Origin of the sequence: Exiguobacterium sp. s130, assembly GCF_018619055.1 — a bacterium.
Taxonomy (GTDB): domain Bacteria; phylum Bacillota; class Bacilli; order Exiguobacteriales; family Exiguobacteriaceae; genus Exiguobacterium_A.
Genome location: NZ_JACSNI010000002.1, coordinates 375,314 through 390,901, shown reverse-complemented (window position 1 = coordinate 390,901; position 15,588 = coordinate 375,314). Strand labels below are relative to the sequence as shown.

The window sequence follows — 15,588 nt, the reverse complement described above, 5'->3', positions numbered from 1 at the left end:
CGATCAGGCAATTATTTAACTCGAACCTACCATAACAGAACGGAGTGATGATCATGTTACATTCTAAAGTAGTTGTCGGGCGAACGCCTGAAGAATTAGAAGAACGATTGAACGAATTTTTTGAGAACAACGGTGTTGGGTCAAACGCCATCATTACGTTGAAATTTTCAACATTCGTCGCGTCTAAAGCGGATGAACATTATTCGGTTTTAGTCGTCTATGATAATTCATTAACAAAAACGACACTGTAAAAAAGTAACAAGGAGTTGCGTGGAAATCACGTCGACTTCTTGTCTTGTCTTTTTTTATAAGTTATACTAGAAACAGATTTTACAAGCTTCCGTAGGTTAATGGCAGACCTCAGCAATGGTAATGCTGCAGTGCGAGTTCGATTCTCGCCGGAAGCATACATGCGTCTTTCGTCTCAAGTGATATATACTTGAAACGAAAGACTTTTTTTATGATGGATTCATCTTTGATTGAGGAGTGAACTTCATGCATTCAGTCATTCATTCTGTTGGCGATAAGATCAAGCAAGAACGAAAAAAACAAGGAATGACACAAAAAGCACTTTGTGAAGGAATTTGTAGTCAGGCTGAGATCAGCAAAATCGAAAATGGTCGAAATTCTCCGACGATTGATTTACTACAGCAAATTTGTCGAAGACTGCGCATTCCGATTTCATTGTTTTTTGAAGATGAAATCGTATCACAAAAGTTAAATGAGATAGACCAACGAATGATTCGGCATTTGCGTGAAAAAACGTACTCAGATATGGCAAAAGACTTAGCAAAATATGAGAACGTTAATAATGCGGTTGAAACTCAAATTTTAATTCGCTACCATCAAGAATTACTAGACTATGAAAGAGGAAATATTGATTTTCGGACATGTATCGCCTCCTTATTACAAGTTGTCAGACAGGAACAGGTCAAAGACAAATCCTTTCTTCTTTATACACGAATTCAGATGGTGATTGCTGTTCTGTATACGAACCACGAAGAATATAGTCGTGCCCATCAAATTTATAAGGAACTATTAGACTTACCTTATCAAACAAGAGAATATAAAAAAATTCGAATGAAGATCATGTATAATTTCATACGTAATTTAGTAGAGTTTGAACGATTCGAAGAAGGGCTGCAGGAAGTTGAAAAGGTCATCGAAGAGACAAAACAATTGCAGGATTTAACGTATCTTGGACAGTTTTATTTTCAAAAAGGAATTTTATTAGAGGCGTTAAAAGGATCTGAATCAGAAACAAAGGAAGCGTATACGACCGCTTATTCTTTTTTCATTGCTACTCAGAGTCACTCTTATCTAAAAATCCTTGAAACCTATTTTTCTGAACACCTCTTATTTCCGATTAATGAAAGTGAGTGAATAAACGATGGAGATGAATACTTTAACTTCATCGATTGGTACAAAAATCAAACAATTTCGTATCGAAAAGCAAATGACTCAAAAAGAACTATGTGTTGATTTATGTAGTCAAGCTGAAATTAGTAAAATTGAAAACGGGTTAAATTCTCCGACTGTTGATTTATTACAACAACTTGCTGTAAGGTTGCAAGTTCCCATCTCTTTGTTGTTTCAAGAACATACCGATGAGGAAAAGTTCTTTCAACTAGATCGATTCTTATCCGATTTGCTTAGAGAAGAGAAATACAAAGAGGCGTTAGAGCGAATTCACAAGCAAGAAAAGGATAGCATCGTCGAAATCGACATTTTAAAAAGCTACATCAAGACGATCATTGAATTAAAGCAAAATCGAATCGATTTTCGGACAGCGGCAAGCTTACTCAGCAACTTGTTGATTGAAAAAGAAGTCTGGTCTCGGTCCATTCAATTGTACATTCGAATCAAAATGGCAATTGCGAATATGTATTCAGAGCAGGACTTATTTCATTTAACGGAATCCGTGTATCAGGAATTAGAAAATGAAATCGAAGTTCTTCAGTCCACTACCCATCTAAATGCGCTATTGAAAATTTACTTCAATCATTGTCAGATCCTTGAGTACCAAGGGAAGTCTGAGGAAAGTATCGTCATCGCAAAAAAAGGATATGAGTTATGCTTGATGCATAATCATACATTTCTCTTCGGTCATTTTTATTATCAACTCGCTCACTATGATGAATACTTAGGTGAGGATGAGAAGTCACTCCAAAAACAATATTCAGTCGCCTATGCACTATTTCATGCATTTGAGCACGACGTTCGAAAGAAAATGATTCTTCGCATGAAGGAGTCTTATATGTTGTTCACTTTTGAGAATTAATAAAAAGGATACGTGACCTTCTTGGTAAACAAGAAGGTTTTTTCATGAAAAGTGCAACTCGTTTATTTCAAAGAGGTGATGAGATGAAGGACGAACATCCAATTGGTAAGAAACTAAAATTTTTCCGACAATTGAAGGGGTTATCGCAAAAAGATCTGAGTGCAGGGATTTGTAGTCAAGCTGAAATTAGTAAAATCGAGAACGGAAAGACGATGCCGACTGTGGAATTATTACAACAAATCGCAACAGTACTTCGTGTTCCTATATCAGAATTATTAAAGAGCGATTCTGAACATCAATTGGAGCAGGTAAATATCCTTGATCAAAAACTTAGTACCTTACTACGCGAGAATGCTTTTAATGAATGTTTTCATGAAATGAAAAAAATCTCAGTAAGTGAATCCTCTGATGAAATAAGACGATTAATGACCTACTATGAAATTGTGATTGCATATTGAAAAAAACAAGTTGATTATCGAACGACCTCTGTTTTATTTACGCGATGGATGGACCAAGAGGATTTATGGGTGAAAGATCCGGTGCTTTACTTTCGAATCAAGATGGCATTATCCATTTTATATGCGGAATGCGGACAATACCAACAAGCAGAAAAAATATATGATGAAGTATTACGCATTACTACAGAAATCAGCGGTCTAAAGAGTGAACGACTAAAGATTCTTTATAACTATGCAAAATTATTATATAAAATGGGTCAGCCTCAAAAGGGTCTTCGTATCATCGAGGAAGGCATACAGCTCAGTCGACAATTGAAACAGACTTCCTACTTAGCACATTTGTATTATCAACGTGGTGAGTTTCATGAACGGATGGATATGGACGTCACGCAGATGAAATATGATTATACGATGGCGTATGAATTATTCTCTGCTTTTCAGATGAAACAATACGCTACCATCGTTCTAAAAACGAAAGGTTCTTATTTACAATCTGTACTGGACTAAGATCATGACTAAAAAATACAAGAAAGGAGGAGAAAAGGTTGCGTATCGAGTCACTTGGTAAACAGATAAAACAACTACGAATCGAGAAAAATTTAACACAAAAAGAATTGGCAAAGGATGTATGTAGTCAAGCGGAATTAAGTAAGATTGAAAATGGAAAAATAATGCCAACAATCGATCTTGTTCAACGTTTGTCTCAAAAGTTACATATTTCAATGGGACAAATCTTCATCGATTCAAATGAAGTAAAGCTATTTCATGACTATGACGTACAACTGTCGGACTTTTCTAGGCAACGTCGTTATGATGAAATGCTAGAATTTATGAAACGTTTACCGACTAGTCTTCCTTCTTCCGTTCAATTATTGATTCAATATTTTGACTGGGTCGCTCGCGAAGGTAAAAAAGATATCGATTACCGGACATGTATCTCCCAATTGCTTCGCTTATCGGATGAACACCAAATGGAAATAGAGTATCCTGTTCTTTATTTACGTATTCGAATGTCAGTCGCGAACTATTATTATTTGAACGGTCAATATCCATATGCACGAAAAATCTACGAAGATTTATTAACGTATGAGTATTCGACATACGCACTCAAAAAATTACAGTGTAAAATCATATATAATCATGCGCAACAGTTGTATTTTCAAAATGACTTTAAAACAGGACTACAGGTTACTGAACAAGGAATTTGTTTATCCATTGAACGAAAAGATACAGCGATGTTAGGACATTTCTTTTATCAAAGAGGATGTTTCTATGAAGAATTGAATTATCGAAAGTGTGATATTCATGATGCGTTTACTCTTGCCTATTCCCTTTTTACTGCCTTTGGCAATGATAATCATGCCGCGTTAGTCTTAAAAGGAAAAAAACAATTTCTCCACTTTCAAATGTGAGGACGGAAGTGAAAGAAAGGACGATATAATGGATCACTTACCCGTCTCGATTGGTTATGAAATCAAGCGAATTCGAAAAGAAAAAAAGATTACACAAGCAGAATTGTGTGAAGGCATTTGTAGCCAAGCTGAAATCAGTAAAATCGAAAATGGTAAAAATTCACCCACTATCGATTTGCTCCAACAAGTCGCAAAACGATTAAAAGTACCATTGTCGATGTTGTTTCAGGATCATTTACGAAGCGATGTTTTTCAATCGTATGACGAGCAATTAGCAGAACTATTGCGGACTAATCAATACGTTGATGCTTTAGAGATGATCGAACATGTTCTTTCAACGGTAGATTTTGAGGAAGTTCGTGATTTGGCAGCATATTATCAAGTCATCGTTCAGGAAAAAAGTGGTCAACTTCACTACTTAAAAGCCATTCAATTGCTCGAACGATTACTCAATAAAGAACACCTTTGGTTTGAATCAGCTATTCTGTATATAAGAATTCAGATGGCGATAGCGAATTTGTATGTTGAACACGGTGACTTCGATTTAGCGGAGGGTATCTTCCAGGCATTGATTCAATCGAATTATCCATCCATCGAATTGAAAAAGGTTCGAATCAAGATTTTATATAACTATGGACAACAACTTTCTAGGCAAAAAAAATACCTTGCCGGTCTAAAAATCACCGAACAAGGTATTCAAGAGAGTCTTCAAATAGAAGATGGTCATTTCTTAGGTCACTTTTATTATCAGCGAGGATATTTCACTCAACAACTGAATGGCGATCTTTCAGCTATCCAACGCGATTTTACGATGGCCTATTCCGTTTTTCGAGCATTTGATATGCCAATTCATGAAAAACTGCTTCTGGAAGAACATGCAGAGTACGTTCTCTTCCCAACTTAGAACGAACGACCGAATTGTCGGCATTCTTGAAGTGCTTGTTCGATTAATTCAGAGGCACGTTCCGGATATTGCTGATGTCCCTCGAGAATGACAGTCGATACATCCTCAATGCCGAAAAATGCCAATAGGTCGAGCATGTAGCGAACAGCGTGTTCACTCGGTGCTTTCTCTTTCGTCGAGTAATCACCGCCGCGTGAATGAATCAACAAGACTTGTTTGTCTTCAACAAGTCCAATCGAACCTTCGGCCGTATAACGAAATGTTTGACCAGCTTGAGCAAGGTAATCCATATAATTGTGCAGCGGTGCCGGAACCGTCAAGTTCCACATCGGAAATGAGAAGACGACCTTATCGGCATCTAAGAAACCGTTTAAATACTCCTGAAGTCGCTGTGCATGTGTCGCATCCTCTCCAGTTAATTCCTCGCCTTTAAAGAGGCGACCTGCCGCGCTCGCCAGTTTCAAATCGAAGAAGGGAAGACGTTCTTCAAATAAATTTAAAACCGTAACTGTATCATCCGGATGTGTTTCACGATACGCGTTCAAAAAGGCATCGTTCAATTCAGAGCTAATGCCTTTTTTTTGATGTGTGCTATCGTTCGCTTCGATGAATAGTAAATGTGACATAATCATTACTCCTTTCTATACCTCTCTATTCCCATTCTACTTAAAATCATGACTTCCCAATATTTTATTATTTTTAGAAAATTCAAGTTTTATATCGGTTCTGATAAGGAAAAATAAACGACAGGAACTAGAAAGAGGGGATGGCGGTGAATACACAGCGACGTTCTTCCAATAGTCTGCAATATCATCGAGAGATTCGAGCAAATTATCAATTGTTCGGGATGATCATTTTTGTATTGACGAGTTGTGGTGCCGTTTTATATATCGTTGCCAACGTATTTAGTCGTTCTGGTCTGAACGGGGAGGATTGGACACGTGCACTTGTCATTGCAAGTGCTGGAATCGTGCAATATTTCATCGGTAAAAGTTCGTTGTCAGATCGTTTAAAACCTCATATGATGTCGAGTATTTTTTTATTGATTCCTTATATTTATTATCCATTCATCGATCGGGGAGTCCAGACGGTTTGGGCATGTGCCCTTCTTTTCATTTTAGCGTCCTTAGTCGTCATCAACCGGACGATGCTACTGTATGCAACAAGCATCACGACGGTTTCTCTTCTTTATATTTGGTATCAAACCCCGTCACTTGAAAATACTTCGATGTTTGCATCCGATCACATCGCGCGCATCGGACTCATCTTGATTGCGACGATCATTAGTTTACTGATTCATAATCAATATGTTACTCGTCTTGAACGCAATATTGTCTACTTAGCCCGTCTACAGGAACAAGCATTTACGGATCCCGTGACAGGTTTGTCGAACCGTTCTTCTTTTGTCATTGAAGTGGATAAGAAAAAGCGAGAAGGCGATATGATTTGTCTTGTTGATCTGGATGATTTTAAAACCGTCAATGATGCTTTTGGTTACCGGACAGGTGATCGCACTTTGCACATCATTGGTCGTCGATTGATGAATCGCTTTCCGGATTGTACGATTGCGAAAGCAAGCGGAAGTGCCTTTTTACTGCATGCACCAAGCCATTACGACGCACGAAGCCTTTGTGACGATATTTTATCGAGTGTATCAGAACGCGTCCAAATCGACTTTAAACAGATTAACGTCACTGCAAGTATTGGTGTTTCCTATATGAATGACGAAACGACGGACCATGTCATCAATGATGCGGAGATTGCCTTGTTCACTGCTAAATCCAATCGTAAAAATACGTATGCGATTACAGATTTGGCGACACAAAATGAACGAAAACGGGCGCTTCAGTTAACACGCGACTTATACGATGCAGAGTTGGATCGCGACTTTTTTATTTTATTTCAACCTCAAGTCAATGCAAAAACGCGTCAAATTACAGGAGTCGAAGCATTGATTCGTTGGAATCATCCGGAATATGGTCTCGTTCCGCCAAATGAGTTCATTCCACTTGCGGAGCGGACACGTTTCATTGAGACATTAGGCGTTTGGGTCATGCGTCAAGCTTGTTTCCAAGGAAAAGCATGGTTGGAAGAGGGGAAGGAGCCGTTAACGATTTCCGTGAATGTCTCGCCGTGGGAATTACGTCAATCCGATTTTATGGATCGCGTATTGGGGATTTTAAAACAGTCTGGCTTCCCTCCGTCATTACTCGAAATCGAGATGACAGAACACATCTTCATTGAAGGAACAGAGCAAATCATCGAGACATTAAACGCACTTCATTTATACGGGATCCGGATTGCGCTCGATGACTTCGGAACGGGATTTTCATCGATGCAATCGTTAGTGGAGTTACCGTTCGATCAATTGAAGATTCCAAAAGAAATCGTTCAAGAAGCCATTCATTCAGAGAAGAAACGAGCAATGATCGAGACGATCATTCAGTTAGGAAAGCGATTAGATATGACAATTGTAGCTGAAGGGATTGAATTAGAAGAAGAGGCGGCATTGCTCGAGCGATTGGGATGTCATACGTTGCAAGGATATCTCTTCCATCGCCCGTTACAACCAAGACAATTAGAACACTTTTTGACGATATATCGAGAAGGCTGACGATATGGTATATCAAAAAAAGAAAGGAAACAGGCGATGGACATAGTCCATCGCCTGTTTGTATAACTGTATATCAATGAATCACAGATACCGCGCAAAACGACGTTCGAGAACCTCTTGAATGACTGCGATACAAGAACAGATTCCCCAGTAAATGAACGCAACGACAAAATAGACGGTCATATAATCGAATTCGCGCCCACCGACAATTTTTGCTTTTTGAAAAATCTCAGGAACTGTAATCATGGCAGCAAGCGATGAAGCTTTAACCAGATCAAGCAAAACGTTTGAGAGTGGTGGGATGGCAATCCGGATCGCTTGTGGCAAAATGATACCAACAAACGTCCGATACCTGGATAAACCGAGTGACACTGCCGCCTCTTCTTGACCACGATCAATCGACAACAAGGAGGAGCGAATGATCTCCGCCATGTACGCAGCACTGTTCAAACTAAAACCGGTGATGGCTGCTGTTAACGCGTCAAGTTGAATATTGATGACCGGCAGTCCGAAATACAACATGAACAGCAACACGAGAATCGGAACACCACGCATGAACGAGATATAAGCGCTAGCCCCGATGCGTAAAAGTCGAAGGTGAGACAGACGGCAAAGGGCAAGGATTAACCCGATTCCGAGACCAACGGCCATGCTGAGCAAGGAAATCCATAGCGTCTGTCCCAGTCCACTCAAAATATAAGGAAACGATTCGACCGCCAATTCCGGATTGAAGACGGACCGCCAATCAATCGAAGACATCGTCAGTTCACATCGACGATTGTCGTTTTGACGTCAGGCATTTGGGAGACATCTTTTCCAGCATAGAATTGCTTCGAAATTTCCTTTAACGTGCCGTCTTCCTTCATTTTATCGAGTTGTTCGTTAATGTTGGATTGAAGTTCCTTGTTATCTAAATCCATGATTAAACCAACCTGACTTGGATTATAAGCGATATCAGGATGAATCGTAATATCGAAGTCCTTGAAGAAATCGACAGCGAGTGTTTGCAAGTAGTAATCATTCAAGATGACGTCTGTTCGACCATTTGAGACATCTCGTAGATATTGATCGTTCGTCGCGTTATCGTACGTGACTTCTTTTGCACCATATTTTTTAGCAATCTGCATATACGTCGTTGTAGCTTCTCCGGCAGCTTTTTTTCCTTTTAGATCTTCGAGAGACTTGATGCCTGACAAATCACTTTTACGAACGATTGCCGTACCATACGTATATTTATATGGTTTTGAGAACGCGAATTTTTCTTTACGATCATCGGTGATCGTAATGTCGTTGGCGGCAAGATCGACTTGACCTGTATTGACGCTTGTCAACATACCGTCGAATGACATCTCTTTGAATTTCACTTTCAAATCAAGTCGTTTGGCTACTTCTTTGACGACTTCAACGTCGAATCCAGTCAACTTATTGTTTTTCTCTTCATGATAAGATGTCGGATAAAGTGTACCAGCCGTAGCGACGACAATCGTTCCTTCTTTTTGAATCTTGTCATATGCGGTTGCCTTCTCCTCTTGCTGACCACATGCGCTTAATAAGATCGAGCTTCCTGCGATCAAGAGACCCGTAAATTGCATTGTTTTTTTCATCGTATTATTCCTCTCTTTATTTCCATGATCAATAACTCTTTTCATAGTTAAAAATACCACGGAATCATATGTTCGGGCAAAGTAATACGCGCACAAAGTGTAGAATTCAACCAAAAAAAATATTGAATGAATATCCAAGTTTATGTAAGCGTTATCAATGTTGATATATGGTAATTCTATCTCTAGAGGTTGAACAAAATGGTGATTATGCATAGTAGCGAATAAACATAAAAGGGTGTAAAGTATAATTTAACTGAATATACAGAAAATTAAGAAGGCAAGGAGAGTGCTACTATGACATTTCATCAATACCCTGAACAGCAGGGATTATACGACCCTCGTATGGAACATGATGCGTGCGGGATCGGGGTTTACGCACATCAAACAGGACGAGCGAGTCATGAAATCGTTGAACATGCATTGGCCATGCTTTGTCAAATGGAACACCGTGGTGGACAAGGAAGCGATGCGAAAACCGGAGACGGGGCGGGTATTTTAACGCAATTACCAGATCGTTTATTTCGTGAAACGGTTCGTCACATTTCCTTCCCTAAAAAAGGGGATTATGGCGTTTTCATGATGTTCTTACCACGTGAGGAACGGGAACGGATGCGACTCGAACGAACGTTAGAGTCAATCATTTTGACGGAAGGACAAGACGTCTTAGGATGGCGTACCGTACCTGTTCAGTCCGAAGTGCTTGGGTCGGGTGCCCGCCGCACGGAGCCAGTCATTCGTCAATGTTTCATTGGTGCACAGGCGATGGAAGGATTGACATTTGAACGAACACTCTTTTTGATTCGTCGCGCATTTGAACGTGAATCGGAGCAACTCGGTCTTGAACAATACGTCCTGAGTAGCTCGAGTGAAACAATCGTTTACAAAGGACTCGTGACGACGGATCAACTACGTGCGTACTTTGATGATTTACGAGACGAACGCTATCAGTCAGGCTTTGGTATTGTACATTCACGTTTTAGTACGAACACGTTCCCAAGTTGGAAACGTGCCCATCCAAACCGTTATTTGATTCACAATGGCGAAATCAATACGTTGCAAGGAAACATCCGGGCAATGCGCGGTCGAGAACGTCGACTTGCTGAGACGACGTACGGTAATCGGGCAGAGGAAGTGTTGCCGATATTGGATGAGACAGGTAGCGACTCATCAATGCTTGATAATGCGTTTGAGTTTCTTCATCTGTCAGGTCTTTCTCTCGCTGAGACAGCACTGATGCTCGTGCCTGAACCATTCGAACATGCCGAAATCAGACCGGCGAAGCGCGCGTACTATGAGTATCACAGTAGCATGATGGAACCGTGGGATGGTCCGTCTGCCATCGTCTTCACGAACGGAAAACAGATTGGTGCGACGCTTGACCGAAACGGTTTACGCCCGGCGCGATATGTATTGTTACGCGATGGTCATTTCATGTTGTCGTCAGAAGCAGGAGTACTCCCTCTTCGTGAACAAGACATTTTGTACAAAAAACGATTAGCACCGGGTGAACTCCTTTTACTCGATTTTGCGTCCGGTCAGTTAATCGCAGATGAAGAGATCAAGCGGGAGTTAGCGACACGTCACCCTTACGCGGAGTGGCTCGCTCAAGAAGTCGTTTCCCTCTCAAGTAACGACTTCAAGGAAACACTCATTGAACTTGGAACGAAACAGCGGCATTTTGGATACACGCGTGAAGATATCGATCAATACTTGATTCCACTCGTCGAAGAACAAAAGGATCCGTTAGGCGCGATGGGAACGGACATACCGCTAGCGGTCTTAAGTGAACGTCCTCAATCCTTGTTCCGTTATTTCAAACAGCTATTCGCACAAGTCACGAATCCACCAATCGATGCGTTACGCGAAGAGATCGTCACCTCGACGCTAACATGGCTTGGTCGACAAGGGGAGCTGCTGACGCCGAACCGTGCGAACTGTCGTCGTGTTCGCTTAGAGACGCCGATCCTGCGACCAGACGAAGCCCATGTGCTTAAACAATGTGGACTTAAGCAGAAAACGATCTCAACGACGTTCACCGACTCGCTTGAAGAAGCGCTTGACATGATCGTTGATGAGGCTGTGACCGCTGCACAAAACGGGTATGAATTATTGACGTTATCGGATCGTCTCGTTCGCCCTGGAGCATTACCGATGCCAATCCTCTTAGTAACGAGTGCGATTCATCATGCGCTGATCCGTAAGGGATTACGAACAAATCTCAGCTTGATCGTTGAAGGTGGAGAAATTCGTGAGGTCCATCATGTCGCCACGTTGATCGGGTATGGTGCGGATGCGATTTATCCGTACCTTGCATATGCGACGCTTGAAGAAGCAGTAGGGGATCGTTTTACGGATGTAGCCAAACGTTATCAAAAAGCAGTCACGGAAGGCGTCGTCAAAGTCATGTCGAAGATGGGCATTTCGACGATCTTCAGTTATCGGGGCGCTCAAATCTTTGAAGCAGTCGGAATCGATCGCTCTGTCATCGAACAGCATTTCACTGGCACGGTCTCTCAATTGAGTGGGATGACGCTTGAGCTGATGGAAGAAGAAGTCCGACGAGCACAACAGGTTGCAGATGAACGGATTCATTTAGAGTCCGGCAGTGTCTTCCGGTACCGTCAAGCAGGAGAACATCATGCGTTTAATCCAGCGACGATTCATTTGCTGCAACACGCATGCCGCACAAATGATTACCGGCTCTATCAAAAGTACGCACAACGCATTCAGGAGGAACCAGCAACGGTGCTACGACATCTGTTGACATTCAAGGAGACGACGGCAATCCCGATCGAAGAAGTCGAGCCCATTAGCGAAATCGTCAAATACTTTAAAACAGGTGCAATGTCATACGGCTCGTTATCAAAAGAAGCGCATGAGACACTCGCGATTGCGATGAACCGCTTAGGTGGAAAAAGTAACAGTGGTGAAGGTGGGGAGGAAGAAGAGCGATACGAACACGATGAAAATGGCGATTTCCGGATGAGCCGAATCAAACAAATCGCCTCTGGTCGTTTTGGAGTGACGAGTCATTATCTGGTACATGCCGACGAATTACAAATCAAGGTGGCACAAGGTGCGAAGCCTGGTGAAGGTGGTCAATTGCCTGGTGAAAAAGTCTATCCATGGATCGCACGTGTGCGTGCATCAACACCTGGTGTTGGATTGATCTCCCCACCTCCACACCATGATATCTATTCAATTGAAGATTTAGCCCAGTTGATTCATGACTTAAAACGTGCGAACGATCAAGCCCGGATTAGCGTCAAACTCGTCGCCAAAGGAGGCGTTGGAACGATTGCTGCTGGCGTTGCGAAGGGGTTAGCAGATGTTATCGTCATCAGTGGTCATGACGGCGGAACGGGCGCCTCACCTAAGACGAGTATTCAACATGCCGGACTGCCATGGGAACTTGGTCTTGCTGAAACACATCAAACGTTGACATTAAACGGGTTACGCGAGCGTGTCGTTCTCGAGACGGACGGAAAGCTATTGACCGGTCGTGATGTCATCCTCGCAGCAATGCTAGGAGCGAATGAATATGGATTTGCGACAGCACCACTTATCGCTGTCGGCTGTATCATGATGCGTGCTTGTCATCTCGATACGTGTCCTGTTGGTGTCGCGACACAGGATCCAGAGCTCCGCAAGAAATTTACCGGATCTGCCGATGATGTCGTCCATTTCATGACATTTATCGCTGAGGAAGTACGAGAACATTTAGCAAAGCTAGGTGTGAGACGGTTGCAAGATCTCGTAGGGCGTACGGATTTACTCGAACCATCGGAACGACAACGAACGCATTGGAAGGCGAAAAGTCTTGATTTCTCTCGTCTCCTCGTTCATGTGTCACACGGTCCGGCTGAACAACAACAGCATCACGTTGAGCGTTCCTTTGACGCTCGTGAAATCTCGCCGTATTTGGAGGAGGCAGATTTCAGTCAGCCACAGACACTACGTTTAACGATTCAAAATACAGACCGTGCGATTGGCACGCAGACCGGTGCCATGCTGACCAGACGATTTGGGGCCCTTGGTCTTCCGACGGATCGATTGAAACTTGAACTGCAGGGATCTGCCGGGCAAAGTTTAGGCGCTTATTTACCACGTGGTATGACGCTTGATGTCACGGGAGAAGCAAATGATTACGTCGGGAAAGGATTGTCCGGGGGTATCATCGCCGTTCATCCTCCACGTTCGATTTCGTTCGTCTCGTCCGATCAATCGATCATCGGTAATGTCGCACTTTACGGGGCGACAAGTGGAGAACTTTATGTCAACGGTCAGGCAGGTGAGCGATTTGCGGTTCGAAACAGTGGAGCCGTCGCCGTCGTCGAAGGAATCGGCAACCATGGACTCGAGTATATGACCGGTGGATCCGTCGTAGTACTTGGCGATGTCGGAAAAAACTTTGCTGCCGGTATGTCAGGTGGTGTCGCCTATGTCTTGCCGCGTAATCCTGAACAATTTTTACAACGTGTCAACCGCGAACTCGTCTCGACGGGACCTGTCACGCATGTCGAAGAGATTGCGCGACTGAAGACGTTCATCGAGCGGCACGTCGCACGGACCGGAAGTGAGCAGGGAGATGCGATTCTAGCGAACTGGGATCATGTCATTCATTCGTTTATCCGCGTCATTCCTTCGACGTATGAGAAAGTGACAACGTTGATGGCTGATTTCGCTAAACAAGGACACAACACCGAAGAAGCGATGTTGCTCGCATTCGAGACACATCTAGGGCGCAGAACAGGAGGGGTACGATGAAACGACGCGATCAATTCATGACAGTTGCTCGTTCGGGTGGAACGGAACGACACCCAAGCGAACGAGTGGGTGATTTTAAGGAATATAAGACGGCTTTGACGGAAGCAGAAGCGAGTCAACAAGCAAGTCGATGTATGGATTGTGGCACCCCGTTTTGCCATGTAGGGGAAGTATTTGATCAAGTGAAGATTGGTTGTCCAGTCTATAACTTGATTCCAGAATGGAACTTGCTCGTAGAAGAAGGACGTTTTCAAGAGGCACTCGATCGCCTTCTTGAGACGAACAATTTCCCGGAATTCACGGGTCGCGTCTGCCCGGCGCCATGTGAAGGGTCGTGTACGTTGTCGATTCATGAACCTGCGGTCGCGATTAAAGATATCGAACGGGCGATCATCGACATTGGCTTCGAAAAAGGATGGGTCGTGCCCCGAATTCCAGCAATACGATCGACACGTTCGATTGCCATCGTTGGATCTGGTCCTGCCGGTCTTGCGGCTGCCGATCAGCTGAATCAAGCCGGTCACCAAGTGACGGTCTATGAGCGGGAAGATCGGATTGGCGGATTACTCACGTACGGTATACCAGCCATGAAACTCGATAAAGAGGTCGTACAGCGCCGTGTTGATTTGCTTGAAGCAGAAGGAATCCACTTCCGGACGAACGTCACGATCGGTGCAGATATCACGCTCGAGACACTTGAAGCGGAGTATGACGCCGTTATCTTATGTGTCGGCGCGACGGAACCACGCAAATTAACGGATGCGCCAACGCGTGGAGTTGGTTATGCGATGGATTATTTGACAGGGGTGACACGTCACGTGCTCTCGCAAGAACCGTTGTCTCCTGATCACGATGCGAGAGATAAGGATATTCTCGTCATTGGTGGCGGCGATACCGGAGCGGACTGTGTAGCGACGGCGCTCCGTCAACGCTGCCGCTCCGTCGTCCAATTCGGCAAGCATGAACAACCGGGTACGACACGTGCAACAGGAAACATGTGGCCGGATACACCTTTGCTTTATTCGATTGATTATGGATATGCGGAAGCATTCCAACAATTCGGTCGGGATCCCCGTGAATACTTGATCGCCATCAAGCGATTCACGACAAGTGAATCGGGTCAAGTCACCGGTGTCTGGACGATTCAGACGACGAAAACAAAAAATGAATCGGGTGCGGTGATCTTTGAGGAGATCAAAGGGAGCGATCGTTACTTCCCAGTCGATCAAGTCTGGATTGCCATTGGATTCAGTGGTGTCGAAGAGAACGTACTCGAACATTTAGCAGTCGCCTCGGAACGTGGGAAAATCAAGACGATTCGTTACGCGACGAACCGTCCAGGAGTATTTGCCGCAGGTGACGCAAGACGTGGTCAATCATTGATCGTCTGGGCGATTCGCGAAGGTCGTGAAGTAGCAGAAGCCGTTGGACAATATTTAAAAGCAATGCAACAAACAGGCTAAATCACATCGTCTGGATTTTCTGGCAACATCGGAAATCCAGGCTTTTTTGTGTTTGGCAAAGAAATCTGCCAGTTCAAAAATAACT

General features: G+C 43.1%; 13 protein-coding genes and 1 tRNA gene. 11 read left to right on the top strand and 3 right to left on the bottom strand.

All coding sequences use genetic code 11. From position 1 onward, the window contains the following. Positions 1-53: 53 nt before the first annotated feature. The 8 genes from HZS85_RS05955 to HZS85_RS05920 all read left to right on the top strand — a co-directional run bounded on the left by HZS85_RS05955 (position 54) and on the right by HZS85_RS05920 (position 5,055). The gene (locus HZS85_RS05955) at positions 54-251 is read left to right on the top strand and encodes a hypothetical protein (RefSeq protein ID WP_035407347.1); all 198 of its coding nucleotides are present in this window, start codon (positions 54-56) and stop codon (positions 249-251) included. Positions 252-336: 85 nt separating this feature from the next. Continuing rightward, positions 337-407: transfer RNA gene (locus tag HZS85_RS05950), tRNA-Thr, on the top strand. A gap of 88 nt (positions 408-495) precedes the next feature. Continuing rightward, positions 496-1,383 carry a helix-turn-helix domain-containing protein gene (locus tag HZS85_RS05945; protein ID WP_214854313.1) on the top strand — a complete coding sequence of 296 codons (888 nt, stop codon included), beginning with the start codon at positions 496-498 and terminating at the stop codon, positions 1,381-1,383. 7 nt (positions 1,384-1,390) lie between these two features. Further along, positions 1,391-2,281 carry a helix-turn-helix domain-containing protein gene (locus tag HZS85_RS05940; RefSeq protein WP_214854311.1) on the top strand — a complete coding sequence of 297 codons (891 nt, stop codon included), beginning with the start codon at positions 1,391-1,393 and terminating at the stop codon, positions 2,279-2,281. A gap of 44 nt (positions 2,282-2,325) precedes the next feature. After that, positions 2,326-2,739, top strand: a complete 414-nt coding sequence (locus tag HZS85_RS05935; protein WP_214854309.1) for a helix-turn-helix domain-containing protein — start codon at positions 2,326-2,328, stop codon at positions 2,737-2,739. A 69-nt stretch (positions 2,740-2,808) separates the two neighbouring features. Further along, complete coding sequence (locus tag HZS85_RS05930; protein WP_214854307.1) at positions 2,809-3,246, top strand: tetratricopeptide repeat protein; 438 nt, start codon at positions 2,809-2,811, stop codon at positions 3,244-3,246. 38 nt (positions 3,247-3,284) lie between these two features. Further along, a complete protein-coding gene (locus HZS85_RS05925; RefSeq protein ID WP_214854305.1) occupies positions 3,285-4,151 on the top strand; it encodes a helix-turn-helix domain-containing protein in 867 nt (288 codons plus the stop codon). Positions 4,152-4,179: 28 nt separating this feature from the next. Then, positions 4,180-5,055, top strand: coding sequence for a helix-turn-helix domain-containing protein (locus tag HZS85_RS05920; protein WP_214854303.1), 876 nt, complete (start codon positions 4,180-4,182; stop codon positions 5,053-5,055). On the opposite strand, the gene HZS85_RS05915 is transcribed toward HZS85_RS05920, so the two are convergent. Beyond that, on the bottom strand, positions 5,052-5,681 hold the full coding sequence (locus HZS85_RS05915) for an FMN-dependent NADH-azoreductase (protein WP_050678294.1): 630 nt from the start codon (positions 5,679-5,681) through the stop codon (positions 5,052-5,054). The genes HZS85_RS05920 and HZS85_RS05915 overlap by 4 nt on opposite strands. 146 nt (positions 5,682-5,827) lie before the next feature. Between HZS85_RS05915 and HZS85_RS05910 the strand changes: the two genes are divergently transcribed. Continuing rightward, positions 5,828-7,669, top strand: a complete 1,842-nt coding sequence (locus tag HZS85_RS05910) for a putative bifunctional diguanylate cyclase/phosphodiesterase (RefSeq protein ID WP_483297906.1) — start codon at positions 5,828-5,830, stop codon at positions 7,667-7,669. An 81-nt stretch (positions 7,670-7,750) separates the two neighbouring features. Here HZS85_RS05910 and HZS85_RS05905 read toward each other — a convergent pair whose 3' ends face one another. Beyond that, the gene (locus HZS85_RS05905; RefSeq protein WP_214854298.1) at positions 7,751-8,428 is read right to left on the bottom strand and encodes an amino acid ABC transporter permease; all 678 of its coding nucleotides are present in this window, start codon (positions 8,426-8,428) and stop codon (positions 7,751-7,753) included. 2 nt (positions 8,429-8,430) lie between these two features. Then, positions 8,431-9,273 carry a transporter substrate-binding domain-containing protein gene (locus HZS85_RS05900; RefSeq protein ID WP_058705360.1) on the bottom strand — a complete coding sequence of 281 codons (843 nt, stop codon included), beginning with the start codon at positions 9,271-9,273 and terminating at the stop codon, positions 8,431-8,433. Between the two features lie 294 nt (positions 9,274-9,567). Between HZS85_RS05900 and gltB the strand changes: the two genes are divergently transcribed. After that, positions 9,568-14,040 (top strand): glutamate synthase large subunit, encoded by a 4,473-nt coding sequence (gene gltB, locus HZS85_RS05895; RefSeq protein WP_214854296.1) that lies wholly within the window; start codon positions 9,568-9,570, stop codon positions 14,038-14,040. Further along, positions 14,037-15,503 carry a glutamate synthase subunit beta gene (locus HZS85_RS05890; protein ID WP_214854294.1) on the top strand — a complete coding sequence of 489 codons (1,467 nt, stop codon included), beginning with the start codon at positions 14,037-14,039 and terminating at the stop codon, positions 15,501-15,503. The genes gltB and HZS85_RS05890 overlap by 4 nt, the downstream gene beginning before the upstream one ends. Positions 15,504-15,588 lie beyond the last annotated feature (85 nt).

Coding starts and splice junctions, on each gene's coding strand:
- HZS85_RS05915 (WP_050678294.1), bottom strand. CDS start 5,681: ATGTCACATTTACTATTCATCGAAGCGAACGATAGCACACATCAAAAA.
- HZS85_RS05940 (WP_214854311.1), top strand. CDS start 1,391: ATGGAGATGAATACTTTAACTTCATCGATTGGTACAAAAATCAAACAA.
- HZS85_RS05905 (WP_214854298.1), bottom strand. CDS start 8,428: ATGTCTTCGATTGATTGGCGGTCCGTCTTCAATCCGGAATTGGCGGTC.
- HZS85_RS05900 (WP_058705360.1), bottom strand. CDS start 9,273: ATGAAAAAAACAATGCAATTTACGGGTCTCTTGATCGCAGGAAGCTCG.
- HZS85_RS05945 (WP_214854313.1), top strand. CDS start 496: ATGCATTCAGTCATTCATTCTGTTGGCGATAAGATCAAGCAAGAACGA.
- gltB (WP_214854296.1), top strand. CDS start 9,568: ATGACATTTCATCAATACCCTGAACAGCAGGGATTATACGACCCTCGT.
- HZS85_RS05935 (WP_214854309.1), top strand. CDS start 2,326: ATGAAAAGTGCAACTCGTTTATTTCAAAGAGGTGATGAGATGAAGGAC.
- HZS85_RS05890 (WP_214854294.1), top strand. CDS start 14,037: ATGAAACGACGCGATCAATTCATGACAGTTGCTCGTTCGGGTGGAACG.
- HZS85_RS05955 (WP_035407347.1), top strand. CDS start 54: ATGTTACATTCTAAAGTAGTTGTCGGGCGAACGCCTGAAGAATTAGAA.
- HZS85_RS05920 (WP_214854303.1), top strand. CDS start 4,180: ATGGATCACTTACCCGTCTCGATTGGTTATGAAATCAAGCGAATTCGA.